Origin of the sequence: Streptomyces sp. 4N509B (assembly GCF_052245655.1) — a bacterium.
Taxonomy (GTDB): domain Bacteria; phylum Actinomycetota; class Actinomycetes; order Streptomycetales; family Streptomycetaceae; genus Streptomyces.
Genome location: NZ_JBQQBZ010000043.1, coordinates 31,830 through 57,511, shown reverse-complemented (window position 1 = coordinate 57,511; position 25,682 = coordinate 31,830). Strand labels below are relative to the sequence as shown.

Sequence of the window (25,682 nt, the reverse complement as noted above, 5' to 3'; positions counted from 1 at the left end):
CGTTCAACGGTCCGTCGGCGACGGTGGTGGCGGGTGACGCGGAGGCGTTGGAGACGTTGATGGCCGCCGCGGAGGCGGCCGAGGTCCGGGCGCGCCGGGTGCCGGTGGACTACGCCTCGCACTCCGCCCACATCGAGGCCATCGAACAGCGCATCCTCGCCGACCTGGCCCCGCTGCGTCCGGTCGCCTCACGCGTCCCCCTCATCTCCGCGGTGACGGGCGAGACGCTCGACACGGCCGGCATGGACGCCGCGTACTGGTATCGGAACCTGCGTCAGCCGGTCCGGTTCGCGACCGCCGTCGAGGCGGCTCTCGCCGAGGGCCACCGCCGGTTCGTCGAGGTCAGCGCGCATCCGGTGTTGACGATGAGCGTGCAGGCCATCGCCGAGGAGGTCACGCGCACGCCCGCCGTCGTCGTCGGCACCCTGCGCCGCGCGGAGGACGAGGCGAACCGCCTGCTGGCCAACGTCGCCGAGCTGTGGGTCAACGGCACCACCGTCGACTGGTCCGCCTTCTACGCCGGCCGCCCCGTCCAGCGCGTCGACCTGCCGACCTACGCCTTCCAACGCAAGCGGTACTGGCTGGAGCCCCAGACCCTCGCCGGCGACGCCACCGGCCTCGGCCTCGGCCCCGCAGAACACCCCCTCCTCGGCGCCGCGGTGAGCCTGGCGATGGACGGCGGCGTGCTGCTGACGGGGATGCTGTCGGTGCGCAGCCACCCCTGGCTCGCCGACCACGCCGTCAACGAGACCTCGCTGCTCCCCGGCACCGGCTTCGTCGAGCTCGCGCTGCGCGCGGGCGACGAGGTCGGCTGTTCCCACCTGCGCGAACTCACCCTCCAGGCACCCCTCCTGCTGCCCGAGCGCGACGGCGTGCGGATCCAGGTCGTCGTCGGCGAGCCGGACGACGCCGGCCACCGGACGCTGCGCGTCTACTCGCAGCCCGAGGACGCCGACGCCGAGCTGCCCTGGACCTGCCACGCCGAGGGCGTCCTCACCCCGGAGGCCACGGCCCCCGACGCCGACGCCGCCGCCGACCTCATGCTCTGGCCCCCGAAGGGCGCCGAGGCCGTGGACGTCTCCGGCTTCTACAAGGCCGCCGCCGACGCCGGATACCACTACGGGCCCGTGTTCCAGGGCCTGCGCGCCGCCTGGCGCACCGAGGACGAGGTCTTCGCCGAGGTCGTCCTGCCCGAGTCGGCCCAGGCCGACGCCGCGCGCTTCGGCGTCCACCCCGCCCTCCTCGACGCCGCCCTCCACGCCAACAGCCTCGGCCCGTTCGGCACCGCCAGGGGCGAACTGCTGCTGCCCTTCGCCTGGACCGGCGTGTCCCTCCTCGCCTCCGGCGCGAACGCCCTGCGCGTGCGGATCGCCCGCGCCGGCACGTCGGGCGCGTTGACCGTGCTCGTCGCCGACGCCACCGGCCAACCCGTCGCGCACGCCGAGTCGCTGGTGCTGCGCCCGGTCACGGCCGGCCAGCTCGCCGCCTCCGACGGCCTGTCACGAGAGGCCCTGTTCCACGTCGAGTGGACGGCCCTCGACGAGGGGACCACGCGGGAGGCGACGTCGACCGCGAACTGGGCGGTCCTCGGCGAGGACGTCTTCGGCCTCGGCGTCCGCACCGGAGCCGGGCTCGACGCGCTGCCCGACGGCGACGACACGCCCGCCGTCGTCGTGTACGCGCCCGCGCCGCCGAAGTCCCCCGAGGAGGCCGTGCTCGGCGCGCTCGGCGTGGTCCGGCAGTGGCTCGCCGAGGAGCGGCCGTCCGACGCCCGGCTCGCGGTCGTCACGCGGGGCGCCGTGGCCGCCCACCCCGGCTCCGGCGCCGACGGCGAGGTGACCGACCTCGCCCTGGCGCCGGTGTGGGGCCTGGTCCGCTCGGCGCAGTCGGAGAACCCCGGCCGGCTGCTGCTGGTCGACCTCGACCCCGCCACCGACCCCGCCGACGCGGCCGGCCCCGAGCTGGTCCGCGCGGTGTCGGCCGCGCTGCGCGCCGAGGAGACGCAGGTCGCCACCCGCGACGGGCACGTGCTGGCACCCCGCATGGTCCGCGCCCACACCGGCGCCCGGCTCCTGCCGCCGGCGACGAACGACGCGTGGCGGCTCGACGCGTTGGGCGGCGGCACGCTGGAGTCGCTGGCGCTGGTGCCCGCCCCCGAGGCCGAGGCGCCGCTGCCCGCGGGACAGGTGCGGGTCGCGGTCCGCGCCGCCGGCCTGAACTTCCTCGACGTGCTGCTGGGCCTCGGCATGGCCCCGGACGACCGGGAGATGGGCATCGAGGCCGCGGGCGTCGTCGTCGAGGTCGGCGAGGGCGTCACCGACCTGGCCGTCGGCGACCGCGTGATGGGCCTGATCCCCAAGGGCTTCGGGTCGATGGCGGTCACCGACGCACGCGTCGTGACGCACGTCCCCGAGGGCTGGTCGTTCGAGCAGGCCGCGTCCGTTCCCGTCGTGTACCTGACGGCGTACTACGGGTTGGTGGACCTCGCGGGCCTTCGGGCGGGTGAGTCGGTGCTGGTCCACGCGGCGGCCGGTGGTGTGGGCATGGCGGCGGTGCAGCTCGCCCAGCATCTGGGGGCGACGGTGTACGCGACGGCGAGTGAGCCGAAGCAGGCGACCGTCGCCGAGCTGGGCGTCCCCGCCGAGCGCATCGCGTCCTCGCGCGACCTGGACTTCCGTGACGCGTTCCTCAACGCGACGGATGGCGCGGGCGTGGACGTGGTGCTGGACTCCCTCGCGCGGGAGTTCGTCGACGCGTCGCTGGAGCTGCTGCCGCGCGGCGGGCGGTTCCTGGAGATGGGCAAGACGGACATCCGCGACCCGGAACAGGTCGCCCAGGATCACGCCGGCGTGCTGTACCGCGCCTTCGACATGGGCGAGGCGGGCCCCGACCGCATCCGGGAGATCCTCGCCGAGATCGTCCGCCTCTTCCGCGACGGCACCCTCAAGCCCCTCCCTGTGACCACGTGGGACGTGCGGCGGGCGCCGGAGGCGTTCCGTTTCATGAGTCAGGCCCGGCACGTGGGGAAGATCGTGCTGACGATCCCGGCGGGGCTCGATCCGGAGGGCACGGTGCTGGTTACCGGCGGCACCGGGACGCTCGGGTCGTTGCTGGCGCGGCACCTGGTGACCGAGCACGGCGTGCGGTCGCTCGTGCTGACCAGCCGGAAGGGCCCGGACGCCGAGGGCGCCGTCGAACTGGCCGCGGAGCTGGAGGAGGCCGGCGCGCGGGTGCGGGTGGCGGCCTGTGACGCCGCCGACCGCGAGCAGCTGGCCGCCGTCCTGAACGCCATCCCCGCCGAGCACCCGCTGACGGGCGTGGTCCACGCGGCCGGTGTGCTCGACGACGGCGTGATCGGCTCCCTCACCGAGGAACAGGTCCGCCGCGTCCTGCGCCCGAAGATCGACGCGGCGGTCAACCTCCACGAGCTGACCCGCGACGCCGACCTGCGGCTCTTCGCCATGTACTCCTCCCTGGCGGGCCTCTTCGGCGCCCCCGGGCAGGGCAACTACGCCGCCGCCAACGCCTACCTCGACGCGCTGGCCGCCCACCGCCGCGGCCTCGGCCTCCCGGGCCTCTCCCTGGTCTGGGGCTTCTGGGAGGACGCCAGCGGCATGACCGGCCACCTCGGCCGCCAGGACCGCGCCCGCATCTCCCAGAACGGCCTGACGCCGCTGACGCCCGACGAGGGCAACGCCCTCTTCGACGCCGCGATCCGCGCCGACGCCGCCCTGACGGTCACCGCCCGCATCGCCCTGGCCGGCGGCCGCGCCACCGGAGCGGCGGCGGCCGTCCCACCCCTGATGCGGGCCCTCGTCCGCGCCACCCCGGCCCGCCGCGCCGCCCAGTCGGCCGCGAGCGCCGCCGACAGCGGATCGGCGCTCGCCGCCCGCCTCGCCAGCCTCGGCGAGGCGGAGCGCGACGAGGCCGTCCTCGACCTCATCCGCGCCAACGTCGCGACCGTCCTCGGGCACGCCAACCCCCAGGCCATCGCCGCCGAACGGCCCTTCAAGGACATGGGCTTCGACTCCCTCACCGCCGTCGAGCTGCGCAACCGGCTGAACACGGCGACGGGGCTGAGCCTGCCCGCGACGTTGATCTTCGACTACCCCTCGCCGGCCGCGCTCACCGAGCTGATCCGGTCCCAGCTCGTCGTCGGCGACGTCGACACCACCCCGGCGCTCGTCGCCGAACTCGACCGGCTCGACGCCGCGCTCGCCGCCGCGAGCCCCGACGACATCGCCCGGCACCGCATCACCGACCGCCTGCGCGGCCTGCTCTCGCGGCTCGGCGAGGCGACCGCCAACCCGGCGGACGACGACGGCGACGACGGTGACCTGATGACCGCCACCGACGACGAACTGTTCGAGCTGCTCGACGGCGAGCTCGGCACTCCTTGATCTCCCCTCCCCACGACACGGCCTGGATTAGGTGACTAGGGATGAACAACGAAGACAAGCTTCGTGAATACCTCAAGCGGGCGACGGCCGATCTGCGCCAGGCTCGACGTCGGGTCAAGGAGCTCGAGGAACACCAGCCCGTCGCGATCATCGGCATGGCCTGCCGCTTCCCCGGCGGGGTCGAGTCGCCCGAGGACCTGTGGCGGGTGGTGCGCGACGAGGTCGACGCCATCGACAAGTTCCCCACCGACCGTGACTGGGACCTGGAGAGCCTCTACGACCCCGACCCCGACCAGCCCGGCAAGAGCTACGTCATGGAGGGCGGCTTCCTCAAGGACGCCACCTACTTCGACCCGGTGCCCTTCGGCATCTCGCCGCGCGAGGCGCTGGCGATGGACCCGCAGCAGCGCCTGCTGCTGGAGACGTCCTGGGAGGCCTTCGAGCACGCCGGCATCGACCCGACCGGGCTGCGCGGCAGCCAGATCGGCGTCTACGCCGGCACCCTCCCCTCGGAGTACACCAGCCGCATCCGCAGCACCCCCACCGAGGTCGAGATGTTCCTCGGCACCGGCAACTCGCCCAGCGTGATCTCGGGCCGCAGCTCCTACACCTTCGGCCTCGAGGGGCCGGCGATCTCCGTCGACACCGCCTGCTCCTCCTCGCTGGTGGCGATGCACCTCGCCGCGCAGGCGCTGCGGCAGGGCGAGTGCTCCCTGGCGCTGGCCGGCGGCGTCACGATCATGAGCACCCCGACGAGCTTCGTCCTCCAGAGCCGGCTTCGGGGCGCCTCCTCCGACGGCCGCTGCCGCGCGTTCGCCGCGTCGGCCGACGGCTTCGGACCCGGCGAGGGCGTCGGCATGCTGCTGCTGGAGCGGCTCTCCGACGCCCGGCGCAACGGCCACCGCGTCCTCGCGGTGATCCGCGGCTCCGCCATCAACCAGGACGGCGCATCCAACGGCCTCACCGCCCCGAACGGCCCCTCCCAGCAGCGCGTCATCCGCCAGGCCCTGGCCAACGCCGGCCTGACGGCGAACGACGTCGACGTCGTCGAGGCGCACGGCACCGGCACCACCCTCGGCGACCCGATCGAGGCCCAGGCCCTGATCGCCACCTACGGCCAGGACCGGCCCGAGGACCGCCCGGTGTGGCTCGGCTCGGTGAAGTCGAACATCGGCCACGCGCAGGCCGCGGCCGGCGTGGCGGGCGTCATCAAGATGGTCATGGCGATGCGGCGGGGCGTGCTGCCCCGCACCCTCCACATCGACGAGCCGACCCCGCACGTCGACTGGTCGGCCGGCTCGGTGGAGCTGCTGACGCAGGCCAGGGAGTGGACGGCCGGCGAGCAGCCGCGCCGCGCGGGCGTGTCGTCGTTCGGCATCAGCGGCACCAACGCGCACCTGATCCTCGAGGAGGCGCCCGCGGACGCCGCCTCCGACGACCTTCTCGTCCCGGCGGCCGGCGACGAGACGCCCGCCTGGTCGGGGCCCGTCGTCCCGTGGGTGGTCTCCGCGCGCGGGTCCGCCGCCCTGGCCGCGCAGGCGGAGCGGCTGGCCGACGCCGTCGGCGACCTCGACCCGGCCGACGTCGGCTGGGGCCTGGTCTCGGGACGCGCCCTGCTGGAGCACCGCGCCGTGGTCTGGGGCGGCACGGCGCAGGAACTGACCACCGCGCTGCGCGCGGTGGCCGGCGACAGCCCCGCGGCCAACGCGGTGCGCGGCGTGCCCGGGGAGGACTCCGGGCTGGTCTTCGTCTTCCCCGGTCAGGGCTCGCAGTGGATCGGCATGGGGCGCGGACTGATCGGCGCCTCCCCGGTGTTCGCCGCGCGGATCGCGGCGTGCGAGGCGGCGCTCGCGCCGTTCGTCGACTGGTCGCTGTCGGAGGTGCTCGCCTCGGACGACGAGGACTGGCTGGAGCGGGTGGACGTCGTCCAGCCGGTGCTGTGGGCCGTGATGGTGTCGCTGGCCGCGCTGTGGGAGTCGGTCGGCGTCACCCCCGCCGCCGTCATCGGGCACTCGCAGGGCGAGATCGCCGCCGCCGTCGTCGCGGGCGGGCTGACGCTGGAGGACGGCGCCCGCGCCGTCGCGCTCCGTTCGGCCGCCATCTGCGAGCTCAGCGGGGGCGGCGGCATGGTGTCGCTCGCCGCCGGCACGCGGCAGGTCGAGGACCTGCTGGCCAGGACCGGCGTCGCCGACCGCGTCTCGGTCGCCGCCCACAACGGGCCCTCGGCGACCGTCGTCGCCGGGGAGGTCGAGGCCCTCCGGGAGGTGATGGCCGCCGCCGAGGCCGCCGGCCTGCGGGCCCGCCGCGTGCCGGTGGACTACGCCTCGCACTCCGCCCACGTCGAGGCCATCCGCGAGCGGATCTTCGTCGACCTGGCGCCGCTGCGCCCCGTCGCCTCGCGCATCCCCCTCATCTCCGCCGTCACCGGCGAGATCCTCGACACCGCCGAGATGGACGCCGGCTACTGGTACCGCAACCTCCGCCGGCCGGTGCGCTTCACCGACGCCCTGCGGACGGCGTCCGGCCAGGGCCACCGCCGGTTCGTCGAGGTCAGCGCCCACCCCGTGCTCACCATGAGCGTCCAGGAGAGCCTGGAGGCGGCGGGCGCCACCGACCTCACCGTCGTCGGCACGCTGCGCCGCAACGAGGACGAGGCGTCCCGGCTGCTGGCGGGCGCCGCCGAGCTGTGGGTGCGCGGCGTGCCCGTGGACTGGCGGGCGTTCTACGGCGGACGCGCCGTGCGCCGCGTCGACCTGCCGACCTACGCCTTCCAACGCCAGCGGTACTGGCTGGAGAGCGGCGACGGCGAGGCCGACGTCAGCGGCGCCGGCCTCGTCGCCGCCGGGCACCCGCTGCTGGGCGCGGCCGTCACCCTGGCCGCCGACGGCGGCGTGCTGCTGACGGGCATGCTGTCGCTGCGCAGCCACCCCTGGCTGGCCGACCACGCCGTGGGCGGCACCGTCCTGCTGCCCGGCACCGGCTTCGTGGAGCTCGCGCTGCGCGCGGGCGACGAGGTCGGCTGCTCCCACCTGCGCGAACTCACCCTCCAGGCGCCCCTCCTGTTGCCCGACAGCGGCGGCGTGCACCTCCAGGTCCTCGTCGACGCCCCCGGCCTCGACGCGGCGGACCGGCGCACCGTGCGGATCTACTCCCGCGCCGACCACGCGGAACCCGACAGCCCCTGGACCTGCCACGCCGAGGGCGTCCTGGCCGAGGCCCCCGCCGCGCCCGCCCCGAACGCGGGGGCCGCCGCGGACCTCACCGTCTGGCCGCCGCAGAACGCCGAGGCCGTGGACGTCTCCGGCTTCTACCCGGCCGCCGCCGACGCCGGCTACGAGTACGGGCCCGTCTTCCAGGGCCTGCGGGCGGTCTGGCGCCGCGGCGACGAGATCTTCGCCGAGGTCGCGCTGCCCGACACGGCGCAGGCCGAGGCCGCCCGCTTCGGCCTCCACCCCGCCCTCCTCGACGCCGCGCTCCACGCCAACGCCGTCGCCGCGAGCGAGGCGGCGCGCGACCGCCTGCTGCTGCCGTTCGCCTGGAGCGGCGTGACGCTCCAGGCCGGCGGCGCCGGAACGCTGCGGGTGCGGATCGTCTCCTCCGGGCCCGAGGAGGTCTCCCTCGTCGCCGCCGACGCCACGGGAGCCCCCGTCGCCAGCGCCGACTCCCTCGTGCTGCGCCCGGTGACGGCCGGTCAGCTCGCCGCCGACGACCAGGCGGGCGTCGAGTCCCTCTTCCGCATCGACTGGACGCCGCTGCCGATCGACGTCGACAGCGTCGGCTTCGGCGTGTGGGCCGTCCTGGGCGAGGAGGCGTTCGGGATCGGCGCCGCCGTGCACGGCGCCGGCATGGCCGTCGACGCCTACCCCGACCTCGCCTCCCTGCACGCCGTCCTCGACGCCGGCGTCCCGGCCCCCGCCGTGGCGCTGCTGCCCTGCCCGCCCCTGAGCGACGGCCAGCCCAGCGCGGACGTCGTCGTGAGGCTGCTCGACACGGTCAGGGAGTGGGCGAACGACGACCGGCTGACGGAGTGCCGGCTCGTCGTCGTGACCCAGGGCGCCATCGCCACCGGGCACGGCCAGGACGTGACCGACCTGGCCAACGCCCCCGTGTGGGGCCTGCTGCGCACCGCCCAGTCCGAGCACCCCGACCGCTTCGTCCTCGTGGACGTCGACCCCGCCGACGGCGCGCAGCCCGAACTGGTGGCCGCCGTCCTCGCCGCCACCGCCGGCGCCGAGCCGCAGCTCGCGCTGCGCGGCGAGGCGGCGTTCGTGCCCCGGCTGGTCCGCGCCCACACCGGCGGCGCGCTGGTGCCGCCGGCCGGCGAGACGGCGTGGACCCTCCGAAGCGGCGGCCCCGGCACGCTGGAGAGCCTCGACCTCCTGCCCGAGCCGGACGCCGAACAGCCCCTCGCCCCCGACCAGGTGCGGGTCGCGGTCCGCGCCGCCGGCCTGAACTTCCGCGACGTGCTGCTGGGCCTCGGCATGTACCCCGAGCCGGCGCCGATCGGCAGCGAGGCGGCCGGCGTCGTCGTCGAGGTTGGCGAGGGCGTCACCGACCTGGCCGTCGGCGACCGCGTGATGGGCCTGATCCCCAAGGGCTTCGGGCCGCTGGCGATCACCCCGGCCCGCGCTGTCGTCCCGATCCCCGAGAGTTGGTCGTTCGAGCAGGCGGCCTCCGTTCCGGTGGTCTTCCTGACGGCCTACTACGGGCTGGTGGACCTCGCGGACCTTCAGGCGGGTGAGTCGGTGCTGATTCACGCGGCGGCCGGTGGCGTCGGGATGGCGGCGGTGCAGCTCGCCCAGCATCTGGGCGCCACCGTCTACGCGACGGCGAGTGAGCCGAAGCAGCGGGTGTTGGCGGAGCTGGGTGTGGAGCACGACCGGATCGCGTCCTCGCGTGACCTGGACTTCCGTGACGCGTTCCTGAACGCGACGGGTGGCGATGGTGTGGACGTCGTGCTGGACTCCCTGGCGCGGGAGTTCGTCGACGCCTCGCTGGAGCTGCTGCCGCGCGGCGGACGCTTCGTGTCGATGGGCAAGACGGATATCCGTGACCCGGAACAGGTCGCCGAGGAGCACCCCGGCGTCCGCTACCGCTCCTACGACCTCGGCGACGCGGGCGAGGAGCGGATCAACGAGATCCTCACCGAGATCGTCCGCCTCTTCGAAACGGGCGTGCTCAAGCCGCTGCCGGTCACCACGTGGGACGTGCGGCGGGCGCCGGAGGCGTTCCGTTTCATGAGCCAGGCCCGGCACGTGGGGAAGATCGTGCTGACGATCCCGGCGGGGCTCGATCCGGAGGGCACGGTGCTGGTTACCGGTGGTACCGGGACGCTCGGGTCGTTGCTGGCGCGTCACCTGGTCGCCGAGCACGGTGTGCGGTCGCTGGTGCTGACCAGCCGGAAGGGCCCGGACGCCGAGGGCGCGGCCGAGCTGGCCGCGGAGTTGGAGGAGGCCGGCGCGCGGGTGCGGGTGGCGGCCTGTGACGCCGCAGACCGCGAGCAGCTGGCCGCCGTCCTGGCCGCCATCCCGGCCGAGCACCCGTTGACGGGCGTGGTCCACGCGGCCGGTGTGCTCGACGACGGCGTGATCGGCTCCCTGACGGCCGAACAGGTCCACCGCGTGTGGCGGCCCAAGGTCGACGCGGCGGTCAACCTCCACGAGCTGACCCGCGACGCCGAGCTGCGCATGTTCGCCCTGTACTCCTCCGCCGCCGGCACCTTCGGCGGCCCGGGGCAGGGCAACTACGCCGCCGCCAACGCCTACCTCGACGCGCTGGCCGCCCACCGCCGCAGCCTCGGCCTGCCCGCCGTCTCCCTGGTCTGGGGCTTCTGGGAGGACGCCAGCGGCATGACCGGCCACCTCGGCCGCCAGGACCGCGCCCGCATCTCCCAGAGCGGCCTGATCCCCCTCACCGCTCAGGAGGGCAACGCCCTCTTCGACGCGGCGCTGCGCACCGACGAGGCCGTGCTGGTCACCGCCCGCCTCGACCTCGCCGGCATCCGCGGCCTGGCCAGCAGGGCGGCCTCGCCCGCGGCGCTGCCCGCCCTGATGCGGTCGCTGATCCGCACCCCGGCGGCGCGTCGCACCGCGCAGTCGAACGTCGCCGCCACCGCCGTCGACGCCGGCTCGCTCACCGCCACGCTCGCCGGGCTCGGCGACGCCGAGCGGGAGCAGGCCCTGCTCACCCTGGTCCGCGAACACGTGGCCGTGGTGCTCGGCTTCCCCGACACCGACAGCATCGACACCGGGCGCGAGTTCCTCGCCCTCGGCTTCGACTCGCTCACCGCCGTCGAACTCCGCAACCGGCTCAACGCCGCCACCGGCCTCGACCTCGCCCCGACCCTGATCTTCGAGCACCCGACGCCCCTGGCCCTGGCCAGGCACCTCGCCGAGGAGCTCCAGGGCAGCCTCGGCACGGGAGCCGCGCCCGCGCCCGCGAGGGCCGCGGCCCAGCCCCCGTCGCCCGAGTCGATCAGCGCGCTGTGGCAGACCACGTTCGCGGCGGGCAGGGGGCCGCAGCTGCACGAGGTGATGCTGCAACTCGCCGAGTTCCGACCGCAGTTCACCTCGGCGCAGGACATCGACAAGCTGCCGCGGCTGACCCGGCTCGCCAGCGGCCCCGGCAGGCCGCAGCTGGTCTGCGTCCCCACCTTCGCGTGGAAGCCCAGCCCGTACCAGTACTCGACCTTCGCCGCCGGGTTCAGCGAGGCCCGGCCGCTGTCGGTCCTCGGGCTGCCGGGCTTCATGTCCGGTGAGCAGCTGCCCACCGGGCTCGACGCCCTGGTCGACGCGCAGGCCCAGGCGATCCGGGAGAGCGTCGGCACCGAACCGTTCGCCGTCGTCGGCTACTCCATCGGCGGCTTCCTCGCCAACGCCATCACCCAGCGCCTGGAGGAGACCGGCACGGGCCCCGCCGCCCTCGTCATGATCGACACCCACTGGATGGACCTCTACAGCTACAACGAGGACGACCCGTGGGTGAAGAACATCGCCGGAGGCGTCCTCGACCGCGGCGGCCAGCAGGACCTCATCGGCGAGGACTGGGGCGACGCCTGGGTGACCGCCCGCGCCCGGTACATGGGCATGCGGTTCGAGCCGCGGCAGGTCGCGGCCGAGACGCTGCTGTTGCGGGCGACCGAGTCCGTCGACCCCGCGACCGCGGCCGTCCCGAGCGACGGCCCGGAGTCGGTGGCGGACTGGAAGTTCCCCCACACGGCGATCGACGTGGCCGCGAACCACTTCTCCATCATCGAGGGGCCGGGCGGCACCCAGACCGCCCGCCTCCTCGACGACTGGCTGCGCGAGCGCTTCGACGGCTGAGCGGTCCGAGCGCCCACGCACACGCCCACACACACCAGAGAGGAAAGGGGACACCGTGCTCGACCTAGCCGGGCGCACCGCGTTCGTCACCGGAGCCGCCCAGGGGATCGGCCTGGGCATCGCCCGCGCCCTCGCCCGCGAGAACGTCCGGCTCGCGATCACCGACGTCGACGAGGAGGCGCTGGCGAAGGCGGAGGCCGAGCTGTCCGCCACGACGAGCGTGGCCACGTTCACGCTCGACGTGCGGGACCGCGACGCCCTCGCCCGCGTCGCCGACCAGGCGGAGGACAGGCTCGGCCCCGTCACCCTGCTGTGCAACAACGCCGGGATCGGCGGGCCGCTCTCGCTCGCGGAGATGTCCTACGAGCTGTGGGACCTCTACGTCGGCATCAACCTGGGCGGCGTCATCAACGGCATCCAGACGTTCCTGCCCCGCATGATCGCCAGGGGGGAGGCCGGACACATCGTCAACACCGCCTCGGCCGTCGGGCTCGCCCCCGCCGGCGGGTCGACCATCTACGAGACGTCCAAGGCCGGCGTCGTCGGGCTCTCCGAGGCCCTCGGCAAGCAGCTCGAACGCGAGGGCCACGCCATCGGGGTCACGGTCCTGTGCCCCGGGGTGATGGCGACCAACCTGGCCTCGACCTCGCGCGCGGCGCGCGACTCCGTGTCGGATCGCCCCGACTCCGAGGAGGAGCGCGCGGCGGTCGACCGCAGGGAGCGGGACGAGGCGAGCTTCCTGCGCAACCTCGGCATGCCGCCGGACGCGGCCGGGCCGGTGGTCGTCGAGGCGATCCGGGCCGGCAAGCCCTTCGCGATCACCGACCGCAGCACCGCCGGCCAGCTCGCGCAGCGCGCGAAGGCGCTGTTCAGCGCGTTGCCGCCGGAGACGGAACTCGACCGCAGGATGGACGTCTTCATGGCCACCCAGCGTCGGCGGATGGCTCAGGAGGCGGGGCGGAACGCGCCGCCCGCCGGCTGACGCGCCGTCCGCCGCACGCCGCCCGTCGCTCCCGTACCCCGGGCGGCGGGCGGCGCGGCGTCTGGGGCGGGAGTGGACCACCGGGAACCGCGAGTTGCCGCACGCCCCTTGACTCCCGCTGTCCGCGCTCCTTAGCGTCCGCTTCACAGCCTCCTGTTGAAACGAATCAACCCGTCCTCGGGTGACAGGTGGACTTGAAACGAATCAATCGCGAGGAGGGCTCGTGCGAGAGAACAGGCCACGCCGCCGGGCGGCGGCCGGGCTGCTGGCTCCCGTACTGATCGCGGCGATGCTGGCGGGCGGCACGCCGGGCGCCGCACAGGCCGGCGAGCACGGCGGACGGCCGGACCACCGGCGTGCCGTGCAGATGGAGGAACTCGACCGTGGGCTGGTGGCCGTCTCCACGGACGAGGGCGTGTTCCTGAGCTGGCGGCTGCTGGGGGACGAGGTCACCGGGTCGAGCGAGACGGGCCTGACGGGCGTGGACTTCCGCGTCTACCGCGACGGCCGGCGCATCGCCACCGTCACCGACTCCACCAACTACCTGGACGCGGGCACCGAGCCCGGCGCCGAGTACCGGGTCAAGGCGGTGCGGCGCGGGCACGTCGTCGACGTCAGTGACCCCGTCTCGCCGTGGGGGGAGCAGTTCTACGAGCTGCCGTTGACGAAGCCCGCGGACGGCGTCACCCCGGCGGGGGAGGCGTACACGTACACCGCGAACGACATGAGCGTCGGTGACGTGGACGGTGACGGGGCGTACGAGTACGTCGTGAAGTGGGACCCGTCGAACTCCAAGGACGTCTCGCAGGTCGGCTACACCGGCAACACCTACATCGACACCTACGAGCTGGACGGCACCCTGCTCCACCGCGTCGACCTGGGCGTCAACATCCGCTCCGGCGCCCACTACACCCAGTTCCTCGTCTACGACTTCGACGGCGACGGCCGCTCGGAGATGATGTTCAAGACCGCCCCCGGCACGAGGAGCATCCGCTACGACGCCGCGGGCAACGTCGTCTCCGAGGAGTACGTCACCCTGCCACGCGCCGACCGCGCCCGCGGCGTCTCCCACACCGACGACTACCGCATGAGCGCCGCGGACTACTACGACCACCTCGTGGAGATGTTCCGCGGCTGGTCGAAGCACCCCGAGGTGGAGGCCGGGAACTGGCCGGCCACCATCGAGGAGGCCCTGGGCATCACCGACCGCGAACCGTACCCCTACCCTCTCAGCGAGGACCACGCGCGCTCCCTCGCCGACCACTTCATCGACGTCTACGCCCCCTCCCGCAGCACCCGCAACAACCTCCGCGCCTTCGAGGGCTTCGTCGTCGACGGCCCCGAGTACCTGAGCGTCTTCGACGGCGCGACCGGCGAGGAACTGGAAACGATCCGCTATCCCGTCCCGCGCGGCGACGACGGCCTGATGTGGGGCGACTACGCCATGAGCCGCATCGAGCCGGCCAACCGCGTGGACCGCTTCCTCGCGGGCGTCGCCTACCTCGACGGCACCCACCCCTCCGCCGTCTTCGCCCGCGGCTACTACACCCGCAGCACGCTCGTCGCCTACCGCTGGGACGGCCGGCGGCTGCGCGAGCAGTGGCACGTCGACAGCGGACACGCGCCCATGAGCAACCCGTTCAACGACAGCCCTCACGGCGTGGAGGGCACCGACCCCGAGTACGGCACCCTCACCACGCAGGGCTTCCACTCCATGAGCGCGGCGGACGTCGACGGCGACGGCCGGCAGGAGATCGTCTACGGCTCCGCCACCCTCGACGACGACGGCGACCTCCTCTACAGCTCCTACGACGTCGGCCCGCCCGACAGCGCCACCCCCGGGCAGGACATGAAGCTCGGCCACGGCGACGCCATGCACGTCGCCGACCTCGACCCCACCAGGGACGGACTGGAGATCTTCTCCGCCCACGAGGGCGGCGCCTACGCGCCCTACGGCTACGCCATGCGGGACGCCGCCACGGGCGAGGTGCTGTGGGGCGGCTACAGCGGTCTGGACACGGGCCGCGCCATGGTCGGCGACGTCGAGCCCGGGATACCGGGCTTCGAGGCGTGGGCGATGAACGACGACACGGCCCACGGCAGCCCGATCGCCCTGTGGGACGCGCGCGGCCAGTGGCTGGCCGACGTCCCGCCCGGCAGCAACCAGAGCGTGCGGTGGGCCGCCGACCTGACGACCCAGATCGTGAACGGGGCCCAGACGGAGGTCTACGAGACGCCCACGCTCGACGACTGGCGGCGCGGCACCCTCGTGACCGCCGAGGGCACGACCACCAACAACTGGGACAAGGGCAACCCCTCCCTCGTCGCCGACATCCTCGGCGACTGGCGCGAGGAGCTGCTGCTGCCGACGATCGACTCCTCGGCGATCCGGATCTACCTCAGCACCGAGGTGACGGAGCACAAGCTCTACACCCTGATGCACGACCCGCAGTACCGGGTGGAGGTGGCGCGCCAACAGACCACGTACAACCAGCCCTCCTACCCCAGCTTCTACCTGGGCTCCGACACCGACTTCTCGCGGGTGCCGGTGCCGAACATCCGATGAGCTGACACCTGGACGGCGGGTCGAGCGCCCCGTCGCGACGGGCCCGGCCGGTTCCCTTCCCCGAACCGGCCGGGCCCGTCCGCGCGCGGCCTTCCGGCGACGGGTTCCACCGTGGGCGACGCGGGTAGAGGTGTCCATGACAAGCCCCCCTCCGCCGTCCCTCCTCCGCGCGCGTAGGAAGGAAGCCCTCCCATGGCCCCCCGCCTCCGCCTCGCCGCCGCCCTCCCGGTCGCGGTGACGCTGCCCGCCCTTCTCCTCGCCGGCCCCGCCCACGCGCAACCGGTGGTGCCGGACCACGCGGTCATCGTCTGCCAGAGCGCCAGCTTCTACGACAACTACGACAGCGCCTCGGGGCCCGTCGGCCTCAAGCGCGTCCTCGGCTACGGCGACAAGGTGGGACACACCCGTGGTGCCCACCCCGTCTACAACGGCTGGGCCGCCACCTTCGACTTCGGCCCCAACGACTGGGGATACGTCCGCCACGAGTGCCTGGGTGGGTGGGGATCATGGTGAGGACGCGACGCGGGAGAGGCCGCCGCGCGCGCCGCGCGGTGCTGGCCGGTGCGACCGCCGTCGTCGTCTGGCTCGCCCTGGCGGCCCCTCCCGCCCAGGCCGCGAACGGCACCCCGGGCGAACGCGAGACCGTGTGCGCGCAGAGCCTGTTCGTGCGCACCGAGCCGCTCGGTGCCTGGATGGGCACGCTCTACCACCCCCAGACCTTCCTGGTGGAACGCGTCTCCGGCGGTTGGGCGTACGGCTTCGCCTACGGCGACATCAACCGGCGCGGCTGGGTGCAGGACGGCTGGTTCTGCTGACCCGTGGTCTTCCTGACCAGAGGTCGTCCTGGCTGGCGGACTGCTTCGGGCCGGCCCGTCAGAGCGCCAGCCGGTAGAGCGCGGCGCCGTGGGCGGGCAGGTCGACCCGGAGCGTCCGGCCGTCGTGCGCGACCTCCGTGCGGGTCCACAGCTCCCGGACCCCGTCCCCGGGGCGGGCCCCGAGCGAGCCGAGCGGGACGGCCACCCGCCGCGGGTGGTCGGCGAGCGAGAACACGGCCGCGTAGCGCGTGCCCTCCTCGTCGCGGTCGCGGGCGGTCCACAGCACGACGTCCCGCTCCCGCAGCACTTCACGGTTGTCGGTCGAGTGGAAGAGGACGGCGAGTGCCTCCTCGTTGGTGAGCAGCGCGATCGTCTCGGCCGGGCTGCTCGGCAGGTCGCCGCCGAACATCAGCGGCGAGCGGGCCATGATCCACAGGGTCATCAGGCTGAGCTGCTCGGCGTGGGTGAGGCGGCTCGTGCGGTCCTCGCCGCGCTCGGCCCGGATGCCGACGCGGCCCAGCGGCAGCATGTCCCCGTCGGCCCATCCCCGTTCGCCCTGCCAGGGCGCCCAGCGGGCCAGGCGGGCGAACTGGGCCTCGACGTCCTCCCAGCGGTCCCACAGGTCGTCGCAGACCCGCCACATGGTGGCGTGCTCGCGCAGGTGGTCGAGGCGGGCGAGGGAGACGTCGGTGCCGGGGGAGAGGCTCAGCTCGACGGGCCGGCCACATCCGGCGACGGCGCGGGCGAAGGCGGCGATCTCCCGCTCGTGGTACGGGAAGAGCATGTCGTCGGCCTTGACGAAGTCGACGCCCCAGGCCGCGAACTGGGTGAGCAGGGCGTCGTAGTACGCCTGCGCGCCGGGGTGGTCGTGGTCCAGGCCGTAGTTGTCGGTGTTCCAGGGGCAGACGGAGGTGGTGTCGGCGATCTCGTCGGCCGTGAACCCCGTCCCCGCCACCGGCAGGCGGGCGGCGACGGCCCGGCGCGGGATGCCCCGCATGACGTGCAGGCCGAACCGCAGGCCAAGCGCGTGGACGCGGTCGGCCAGCGGCCCGAAGCCGGCCCCGCCCGCCGCCGAGGGGAAACGACCCGGCGCGGGGAGGGGCCGGCCGTGGGCGTCGAGGACCAGCGGGGCGTCGGGGTTGTAGCCGTGGGCCCTCGCCGTCGGCTCGTACCACTGGATGTCCACCACCACGGTGTCCCAGCCGTGGGCCAGGAGGTGGTCGTGGAGGAACGTGGCGTTGGCCAGGACCTCGTCCTCGGTGACGGTGGTGCCGTAGCAGTCCCAGCTGTTCCAGCCCATGGGCGGGCGGAGATGGCGCGGGGGCAGGGGGCGGGGGGAACGGGCGCGCGCGGGCCGGCTCATGGCTGCTCGACTCCTCGGGATCCGGCGGTGGTCCGCCTGCGGGGCCGCCGGCGGCGTCGCCGGCGGGTCTGCGGTGACGTGGCCGTCATCCGCCGGCGCTTCAGCCGGCGAGGGGTGCGCTGACCGTGACGAAGGAGTGGGGCGGCAGGGCGACGGTCAGCAGGCTGGGGCGTTCCGCGTCGACGCGCACGCCCTCGTCGTGGGGCCGGGGCGCCACGGCGTCCGGGTTCTCCGCCGTGTTGTGCGTCTGGAGACGCTCGGCGGTGAGAACACGGGCGGTGGGCGCGCCGACGGCGCCGCCGCGCAGGTCGAGCGTCACCTCGGCCGGGGCCTCCGCGTCGAGGTTGCTCAGCGACACCAGCAGGGCTCCGTCGCGGGTGCTGGCCGAGACCGACAGCGTCTCCAGCGTCCCCCCGTCCGCCAGCTCACGGCTCCCGCCGGCCGCGAGCCGCAGGTGGACCGGGAGCGAGGTGGCGTCCTGGTGCCCCTTGTTCATCTCGAACACGTGGTAGGTGGGGGTGCGCACCAGCCGCTCGCCGTCGGTGAGGAGCATCGCCTGGAGCACGTTGACGGTCTGGGCGATGTTCGCCATCACCAGGCGGGCCGCGTGCCGGTGGAAGATGTCGAAGTGGAGGCTCGCGACGAGCGCGTCGCGCAGCGTGTTCTGCTGGAAGAGGAAGCCGGGGTTGGTGCCGGGCTCCACGTCCCACCAGGTGCCCCACTCGTCCAGCACCAGCCCGACGGTGCGCCCCGGGTCGTAGACGTCCATGACCGTGGAGTGGCCGGCGATGATCCGGTCAATCCTCCGGGCGGCGGCCATCGTGCGGTAGTGGTCGGCGGTGTCGAACGCGGTCGCGCTGCCCTTGGCCTCCCAGGGGCCCGCCAGCGTGTAGTAGTGGAGCGACAGGGCCTGGAAGAAGTTCTTCGGCTTCGCCTCGCAGCCGAAGCAGCTGATCTGCTCCATCAGCGTCCGCGTCCACGCGTAGTCGTCGTCGGACGCGCCGGAGGCGATGCGGTAGAGGGTGTTGTCGCCGTGGTCGCGGCAGTAGGTGGCGTACTGCCGGGCCAGGTCGGCGTAGTACTCGGCGCGCATGTTGCCGCCGCAGCCCCACGTCTCGTTGCCGATGCCCCAGAACCGCACGCGCCACGGCTCCTCGCGGCCGTTGGCCTTCCGCAGCCGCACCATCGGGGAGTCCCCGTCGCGGGTGAGGTACTCCACCCACTCGCTCATCTCCCGCACGGTGCCGCTGCCCACGTTCCCGTTGACGTACGGCTCCGCGCCCAGCAGCTCGCACAGGGCCATGAACTCGTGGGTGCCGAAGTGGTTGTTCTCCTCGACGTTGCCCCAGTGCGTGTTCACCATCCGGGGCCGCTGCTCGCGCGGCCCCACACCGTCCCGCCAGTGGTACTCGTCGGCGAAGCAGCCGCCCGGCCACCGCAGGTTCGGGATGTCGAGCGCCCGCAGCGCCTCGACCACGTCCAGCCGGATCCCGCCCTCGTTCGGGATGTCGGAGTCCTCCCCGACCCAGAAGCCACCGTAGACGCAGTGCCCGAGGTGCTCGGCGAAGTGCCCGTACAGGTGGCGGCTGATCACGGGACCCTCGACGTCGAGGTTGATGATCGCGGTGCCGCGCGTGGTGGTGGACAACGGGTGCCTCCGTGGTGAGCGAACGAGCGAGAGTGCGCCGGACGAACGCCGGACGAGATACCGAACGGCGCTGGTGAAACGATACAAAAACTCGCTTCTGGAGCGAACACCTGGCGTCCCTGGGACTGGTGGCGAACCGGGGTCGAACGGGCCCGCCCTCGGCCCGAGGCAGGAGCCTCGGGCCCGTCGCCCCCCCGCACCGCTCAGGACGTCGGGGAGCCCGAGGAGGGCGTCATGTCCTGCGTGCCGATGACGGACAGCAGGCTCAGCTGGGCCGCGCCCTCCGTGCCCGGCGGGGCGCTGAACCACATCAGCCGCTGCCGCCCGTCCTCGCTGAACAGCCGGTGGCAGTCCAACTCGACGACCCCCAGGGTGGGATGCACGATGCGCTTGTGGTCGCTGCGCCGCAGCGCCACGTCGTGGGTGTCCCACAGCTCGGCGAACTCCTCGCTCCGCCGGCGCAGCGCCGCCACCATCCGGGTGACCTCGGCGTCGCTCCCGCGCCGGGCGGCGACGGCCTGGAGATCGGCGACGAAGACCCGGGAGTGGTGGGGGTGGTCCTCGGCCGGATAGAGGGAACGGGAGCCCGGGTCGGTGAACCAGCGGTAGACGAAGCTCGCCTCCGGGCCGCGCGGCGGCGGTCGCCGGCCGACGAGGGCGACGGCCAGCGAGTTCTGGGCGAGGGTCTCGTGCAGGTCGGTGATGATCTGGGCGGGGGTCGTCGTCAGCTGGTCCAACAGGCCGAGCAGCGCGGGCTGGACGTGCGCGGTCGGGCCGTGCGCCGCCGGCGGCACCGGCCGGTCGGCGAGACGGAACAGGTGGTCGCGTTCGTCGCCGTTCAGCCGCAGCGCGCGGGCCAGCGCGGCCACGACCTGGGCGGAGGGCTGGACGCCGCGTCCGCGCTCCAACTCGGTGTAGTAGTCCGCGGACAGCCCGGCCAGCTGGGCCACCTCCTCGCGCCGCAGGCCGGGCACACGGCGCCGCGGGCCGGCGGGCAGGCCCACCTCGGACGGGCGGACCCGGTCGCGCCGGGACTTCAGGAAGGCGGCGAGCGCGGCATGGTTCACGCCTCCATCCTCCCGCGCGGGGACCGGCGTGAGCCAGCCGCGAGCCAGGGGGTGGCGACCCCAGGGTGGAGAGAGCCGTGGTTGCCGCGGGCCGGCCGGACCACGCTGGGGACACGAGCGGGGCACCGTGCCGAGCACCACGCCGGGCCCTGGGGCCACGACCGTTCCGTCGGGGCCTTCCCCACCGACACCACCGAAGGAGCGTCCACCCATGTCATCCCAGGACATCGCGGACCGCCACGTCCCGTCCGGGTCCGGGGCCGGATCCGGGTCCGGCACCGACACCGAGCGGCCCCGCGTCGCCGTCGTCACGGGCGGCTCCCGCGGCATCGGCCGCGAGGCGGCGCGCCGCCTCGCCGCCGACGGCCTCGCCGTCGTGATCGGCTACGCGGGCAACCGCGAGTCGGCCGAGACCGCCGTCAAGGAGATCACCGCCGCCGGCGGCCGGGCCGTCGCCGTCCGGGCCGACGTCGCCGACGAACAGCAGGTCGCGGCGCTGTTCGACACGGCGGAGTCGGAGTTCGGCGGCGTCGACGTCGTCGTCCACGCGGCCGGGCGGATGTTGCTGGCGTCCGTCGCCACACTGGACCTGGACGCGTTGGACGCGCTCCACCGCACGAACGTCCGGGGCACCTTCGTCGTCGCCCAACAGGCCGCGAGGCGGGTCAGGGCCGGCGGCGCCGTCATCACCTTCTCCTCCTCCGTGGTCGGCCTGGCCTTCCCCGGATACGGCGCGTACAGCGCCAGCAAGGGCGCGGTCGAGGCGGTCACGCTGATCCTCGCGCGCGAGCTGCGCGGCCGGGACGTGACCGTCAACGCCGTCGCCCCCGGGCCCACCGCGACCGACCTGTTCCTCGACGGCAAGGACGAGGAGACCATCGCCCGGCTGGCCGCCCAGCCCCCGCTGGAGCGGCTGGGCACCCCCGCCGACATCGCCGAGGTCGTCGCCTTCCTGGCCTCCCCGGGCGGCCACTGGGTCAACGGTCAGGTCGTCCGCGCCAACGGCGGCATCGTCTGAGCGCCGGCCCTCGTCGGAGCAGGTGGTCGGCCCTGCCCGGGACGTGGCGCCGCGTTCCTCCTCGGCTCGGCACGGGTAGGGACAGGCCCGTGGGCCGCGTCCGGCCGCACCTCCCTCCCTGCCCCGCCCGGCGTTTCCGCACTGTCCGCCCTGTCCGTTCTGTTCGCTCTGTCCGCACACGGGGCGTTCCCCGCCGACCTCGCCTCGGTCCCGCGTGCGCGCCGCGCCGTCACCGACGCGTCGCCCGTCGGCTCCCGGCCGCGGCTCCGCGACGACCTGCGGCCGTCGACACCCGTGGCCTCGTGACCGACGCCGTCCGCCACGTCGCGTACCCGGCAGCGGCCAGACGGTCGCGCTGGTGCGCGGGCGGCCGACCGGCGCCACGGGATCGCCGTCACCGGCGACGGAACGCCGGAACCCCCGCCCCGGCCGCCCGGTTCGCCGCGTGGCTCGCGCCGCCGCGCCCCGCCGGGGGCGGCGGCCGACCGCGGTCGCCCAGCGCGCCGATAGGGTCCCGCCGTATGGCTGCCTCTCTCGCCGTGCTGGTCAACGGCCTGCCGGGCGCGGGGAAGACGACGCTGGCGGGTGCCCTGTCACGTCGCCTGTGCCTCCCGCTGCTGAGCAAGGACGTGGTCAAGGAGACCCACGCGGACGTGCTCGGATCCGAACCGCCCGACGGCCGCGCCCAGCGGCGGTGGAACGCGGCGCTCGGCGCGGCGGCCAGCGAGACGTTGTGGGCGCTGCTCGCGCTCGCGCCCGCCGGGGCCGTCCTGGAGTCGTGCTGGCCGGCCGACACCCGCCCGTTCGTGGCGCGGGGCCTGGCCCGCGCGGGGGACGTCCGTCCGGTCGAGGTCTGGTGCGAGGTGCCTGTGGCGACGGCGCGCCGCCGGTTCGAGGCCCGCCATCCCCGGCACCCCGTTCACGGCGCGCTGTTGACGGACGAGGAGTGGGAGGAGCGGTCCCGCGCGAGCCGCCCGCTCGCCCTCGGGCCGGTCCTCCGCCTCGACACGACCGTGCCCGTCGACGTCGACCGCGTCGCCTCCTGGATCGACGCGCACCGCGCCTGACGGCCGCCGCCGCCTCACCGTCGGCCCGGCCCGGCCCGGCCCGGCCCGGCCTGGCGGGGCGTGGGCGGCGGCCGAGCGGCCCGGCTACCGGTCCTGCCGCTGCCAGGCGGTGCGCAGGTCGTCCAGCGCCTGGTGGAAGCCAGGGAAGGTCTTCCTCACACACCCGGGGTCGTCCAGGGTGATGCCGGGGGTCCGCAGGCCGGTGACGCTGAAGGCCATGGCGATGCGGTGGTCGCCGTGACAGGCGATCGGGGCCGGACGGGGCCGCGCGGGGTGGATCTCGATCCAGTCCCGCCCGAGCCGGACCGGGACGCCGAGGGCCCGCAGGTTCTCGGCGCAGGCTTCGAGCCGGTCGCACTCCTTGATCCGGGTGTTGTAGACGTCCTCGACGCGGACGGGGCCGTCGGCGAACGGCGCGATGGCGGCGAGCGTGGGGACGGTGTCGGAGATGTCCCGCATGGTGACGGTGACGCCGGCCAGCCGCCCCCCGGGGGCGCCGGTCACCGTCACCTGGTCCGCCGTCAGCGTGACGTCCGCGCCCATCCGTCCGAGGACCTCGGCGAAGCGCAGGTCGCCCTGGAGGCTGCCCGAGCCGAGCCCGGGGACGGTGACGCTGCGGCCGGTGAGGGCGGCCGCCGCCAGGAAGTAGCTGGCGGTGGAGGCGTCCGGCTCGACGGTGTAGTCGGTGGCCGTGTACGGCCGGGCGGGCACCGAGAAGGTGTTCCCCTCGCGGTCCGCTCGCACGCCGAAGCGTTCCATCATCGCCAGGGTGATCTCCACGTACGGGGCCGAGACCAGGTCGGTCACGGTGATGGTGAGCCCTTCGGCGGTGAGCGGGCCGACCAGCAGGAGAGCGGTGAGGAACTGGGAGGACAGGCCGGCGTCCAGGGTGACGTGCCCGCCCTTGATCCCGTCGGCGTGGACGGTGAGCGGGTGGTGGCCCTCCTCCCCGTGGTGGACGAGGGTGACACCGAGCTCGCGCAGCGCCCCGGTGAGCGGGCCGAGCGGGCGGCGGCGCATCTGGGCGGAGGCGTCGAAGTGGAAGACGCCGCGACCGGCGGCGGCCAGCGCCGGCAGGAACCGGGCGGTGGTGGCGCCGTCGCGGCAGAAGACCGAGGCCTCCTCGACCGCGGGCCCCGCCGGGCGGCCCTCGACCGTCCACCGGTCCGCCTCCCGCTCCAGGCGGTAGCCGAGCGTGGCCAGTCCCTCGGCGAATCCCGTCGAGTCGTCCGAGACCAGGGGCCGGCGCAGCACCGTGGTGCCGCGCGAGGCCGCCGCCAGGAAGAGCGCGCGGGCCGTGACGGACTTCGAGCCGGGTATGTCCACGATCGTCATGGCGCCGAGCCTAGGACGCGCCCGGCGCGTCGCGGCGGGGCGTCCGGACCGTGGATGGGGGTGCGGCGGGGACGCGAGGACAGGGGCGGGGGCGAGGGGACGTCGCGTCAGGTGAGCCGGTGACGGACCCAGACGCACGGTTCGCAGTAGACCGCGTGGTCGTGGGCCGTGTCGCAGTGAACGGGGACGAGCGCGCCCGGCACCTCCACCGGGCCCGTGGCGTCGAACGGCAGGCCGGTCCACGCGCGCCAGTCCGCGAGGGTGCCGGGGATCGTCATCGCCCGGACCGACACCCCGGCGACCTCGCCGCCGGCCCGCACGTGGACGCGCAGCCACGGATCGACCGGCAGGCCGTCGTCCCTGCGCAGCCGGGCGTAGTCGGCGATCGACACGTTGGCGTGGAGGTGCTTGGCGCTGGGCCTGACCGGCGCGACCAGGCTGGTGAAGCCCGACGCGGCGGCGTTGCGGCGCATCGCGTCGAGCATGAGCGAGGACAGGCCCGTGCCCCTGAGATCCGGCCGGACGGAGATCTCCAGCGCGGACACGAGCGTGCCCCGGCGGCCGGCGAGCCGGTCGAGCGCCGCCGTCAGGATGACCTCGTCCCAGCCGCCGGGCGGCAGCGCCTCCTCCGGGTCGCCGTCCCAGGTGAACGGCACGCTGTAGCCCTTGGCGACCAGCCGGTCTGGTCGGTCCCGGTCGATCGCGATCAGGACGAACTCGGGGAACGCCGTCTCCGCGTCGGTGAAGTAGAGCGGGGCGACCGGGTCCTCCAGCATGAACCGTGGCCAGTCGTTGAAGTCGCCGAGCAGCGGCACGAGATCGGGCCGTTCGGCGGCGGTGGTCACCAGCAGATCCATGGCCTACTCCGTCGGGGTCGCGCGATCCTGGCCGCGCACGCTACCGGTCCGGCCTCGGCGCCACACGTTGTTTTCGCCTCGCCGCTCGGGTCCTCCGTGCCCTCCGTTGGCCCGCCGCCCCTCGCCGCCATCCCGCGGCCCCGTGCCACGGTGCGGGGAACGGTTCGGCGCTCCCCGAACCGTGGCTGCGCCATCATGGGCCCCATGGCTCCGCTCGCCGACACCGCCGCGCTGTTCGCCGACCGCACCCGGGCGGCCTTCTGCCAGGCCCTGCTCGACGGCCGTGCCTGGACCGCCGGCGAACTCGCGCGGCACGCGGGGGTGCGGCCCTCCACCGCCAGCGAGCAGCTCTCGCGCCTCGTCGCCGCCGGCGTGCTGGCGGAGGAGCGCCAGGGCCGGCACCGCTACGTGCGGCTGGCCGGCCCCGAGGTCGCCGCCCTGGTCGAGGCCCTCACCTCCTACGCCGCCCCCTCGCATGCCCCCGAGGCCCGGCCGCGCGGACTGCGCGCGTCGACCCGGCTCGGCGCCGAGGCCCGCGCCCGCACCTGTTACGACCACCTGGCGGGGCGACTGGGCGTGACGCTGGCGGACGCGATCATCGCCCGCGGCCTGGTCGCCGACGACTCCGGGCTCGCCGTCACCCCGCGGGGGCGCGCGTGGCTGGCCGACGCCCTCGGACACACCTGGCCCGCCGGCGCCCGGCGGCCGCTGGTCCGCGGCTGCCTGGACTGGACGGAGCGTCGCACCCACCTCGCCGGAGTGCTGGGCGCCGCCCTGTGCACGACCGCGTTGGAGCGGGGGTGGGTGCGGCGTGTCGGCTCGGGGCGCGCGGTGAAGGTGACGCCGGAAGGGGGAGAGGCGTTCCGGGAGCTGCTGGGTGTGGAGGTCCAGCTCCTCTCCGACACGTGAGCGGGGCGCGGAGCCGACCGGCGCCGCCCGCTGCCGCCCACGGCCCCGCGTGGTCGCCGGCCCGGTTCGGCGTCCGCGCTCCGCGGTCATTCCGCCGTTCTTCGGGGGGAGGCCGAGGTCAACAGGTCCTTCGCACGCACCCCGTCGGCACCCGAGCTGCGTCGAGAGAACGTCGACTTCGACGCGCTCCGTCCCCGCCGACGAGTGCGGCCCCGAGCCCTTCGCCGCCCCGGGGACGACGCCCCGTTCACCCACACGGCCCCTGCACCCGGGCGCGGCGGGCCGGCTCGTTCGCACTGTAGAAGTACGGACGGACGGCACGGGAACGGACGG

General features: G+C 74.6%; 13 protein-coding genes and 1 pseudogene. 9 read left to right on the top strand and 5 right to left on the bottom strand.

The features are described from left to right. The 6 genes and pseudogenes from ACTWP5_RS28000 to ACTWP5_RS27975 all read left to right on the top strand — a co-directional run. The coding region (locus ACTWP5_RS28000) for an SDR family NAD(P)-dependent oxidoreductase (RefSeq protein WP_443223937.1) at window positions 1–4,400 on the top strand (4,400 nt) is incomplete at its 5' end. A 65-nt stretch (window positions 4,401–4,465) separates the two neighbouring features. Next, window positions 4,466–11,722, top strand: a pseudogene (locus ACTWP5_RS27995) (SDR family NAD(P)-dependent oxidoreductase); the annotation flags it as partial. 55 nt (window positions 11,723–11,777) lie between these two features. Then, entirely contained in the window at window positions 11,778–12,704 is a 927-nt protein-coding gene (locus ACTWP5_RS27990; protein ID WP_443223936.1) for an SDR family oxidoreductase, read from the top strand. 223 nt (window positions 12,705–12,927) lie between these two features. Continuing rightward, window positions 12,928–15,270, top strand: coding sequence for a rhamnogalacturonan lyase (locus ACTWP5_RS27985; protein ID WP_443223935.1), 2,343 nt, complete (start codon window positions 12,928–12,930; stop codon window positions 15,268–15,270). A gap of 192 nt (window positions 15,271–15,462) precedes the next feature. Beyond that, window positions 15,463–15,783 (top strand): hypothetical protein, encoded by a 321-nt coding sequence (locus tag ACTWP5_RS27980; RefSeq protein ID WP_443223934.1) that lies wholly within the window; start codon window positions 15,463–15,465, stop codon window positions 15,781–15,783. Next, the gene (locus ACTWP5_RS27975) at window positions 15,777–16,085 is read left to right on the top strand and encodes a hypothetical protein (RefSeq protein ID WP_443223933.1); all 309 of its coding nucleotides are present in this window, start codon (window positions 15,777–15,779) and stop codon (window positions 16,083–16,085) included. The genes ACTWP5_RS27980 and ACTWP5_RS27975 overlap by 7 nt, the downstream gene beginning before the upstream one ends. Before the next feature lie 58 nt (window positions 16,086–16,143). Here the strand turns inward: ACTWP5_RS27975 and ACTWP5_RS27970 are convergent, their stop codons facing one another. From ACTWP5_RS27970 to ACTWP5_RS27960, 3 genes are all read right to left on the bottom strand, one after another. Next, entirely contained in the window at window positions 16,144–17,448 is a 1,305-nt protein-coding gene (locus tag ACTWP5_RS27970; RefSeq protein WP_443223932.1) for an alpha-galactosidase, read from the bottom strand. Window positions 17,449–17,548: 100 nt separating this feature from the next. Further along, a complete protein-coding gene (locus ACTWP5_RS27965) occupies window positions 17,549–19,096 on the bottom strand; it encodes an alpha-N-arabinofuranosidase (RefSeq protein ID WP_443223931.1) in 1,548 nt (515 codons plus the stop codon). Between the two features lie 203 nt (window positions 19,097–19,299). Then, window positions 19,300–20,163: a helix-turn-helix transcriptional regulator gene (locus ACTWP5_RS27960; protein WP_443223930.1), complete on the bottom strand. Its 864-nt coding sequence runs from the start codon at window positions 20,161–20,163 to the stop codon at window positions 19,300–19,302. Between the two features lie 211 nt (window positions 20,164–20,374). On the opposite strand from ACTWP5_RS27960, the gene ACTWP5_RS27955 reads away from it, so the two are divergent. Next, window positions 20,375–21,181: an SDR family oxidoreductase gene (locus ACTWP5_RS27955; RefSeq protein ID WP_443223929.1), complete on the top strand. Its 807-nt coding sequence runs from the start codon at window positions 20,375–20,377 to the stop codon at window positions 21,179–21,181. A 521-nt stretch (window positions 21,182–21,702) separates the two neighbouring features. Further along, window positions 21,703–22,248 (top strand): AAA family ATPase, encoded by a 546-nt coding sequence (locus ACTWP5_RS27950; RefSeq protein ID WP_443223928.1) that lies wholly within the window; start codon window positions 21,703–21,705, stop codon window positions 22,246–22,248. 84 nt (window positions 22,249–22,332) lie between these two features. On the opposite strand, the gene aroA is transcribed toward ACTWP5_RS27950, so the two are convergent. Together aroA and ACTWP5_RS27940 are read right to left on the bottom strand one after the other, a co-directional pair. Further along, the gene (gene aroA, locus ACTWP5_RS27945) at window positions 22,333–23,583 is read right to left on the bottom strand and encodes a 3-phosphoshikimate 1-carboxyvinyltransferase (RefSeq protein ID WP_443223927.1); all 1,251 of its coding nucleotides are present in this window, start codon (window positions 23,581–23,583) and stop codon (window positions 22,333–22,335) included. Between the two features lie 107 nt (window positions 23,584–23,690). Continuing rightward, window positions 23,691–24,440, bottom strand: a complete 750-nt coding sequence (locus ACTWP5_RS27940; protein ID WP_443223926.1) for an N-acetyltransferase — start codon at window positions 24,438–24,440, stop codon at window positions 23,691–23,693. A gap of 204 nt (window positions 24,441–24,644) precedes the next feature. Here ACTWP5_RS27940 and ACTWP5_RS27935 point away from each other — a divergent pair, with 204 nt between their 5' ends. Next, on the top strand, window positions 24,645–25,349 hold the full coding sequence (locus ACTWP5_RS27935; RefSeq protein ID WP_443223925.1) for an ArsR/SmtB family transcription factor: 705 nt from the start codon (window positions 24,645–24,647) through the stop codon (window positions 25,347–25,349). Window positions 25,350–25,682: the final 333 nt, after the last annotated feature.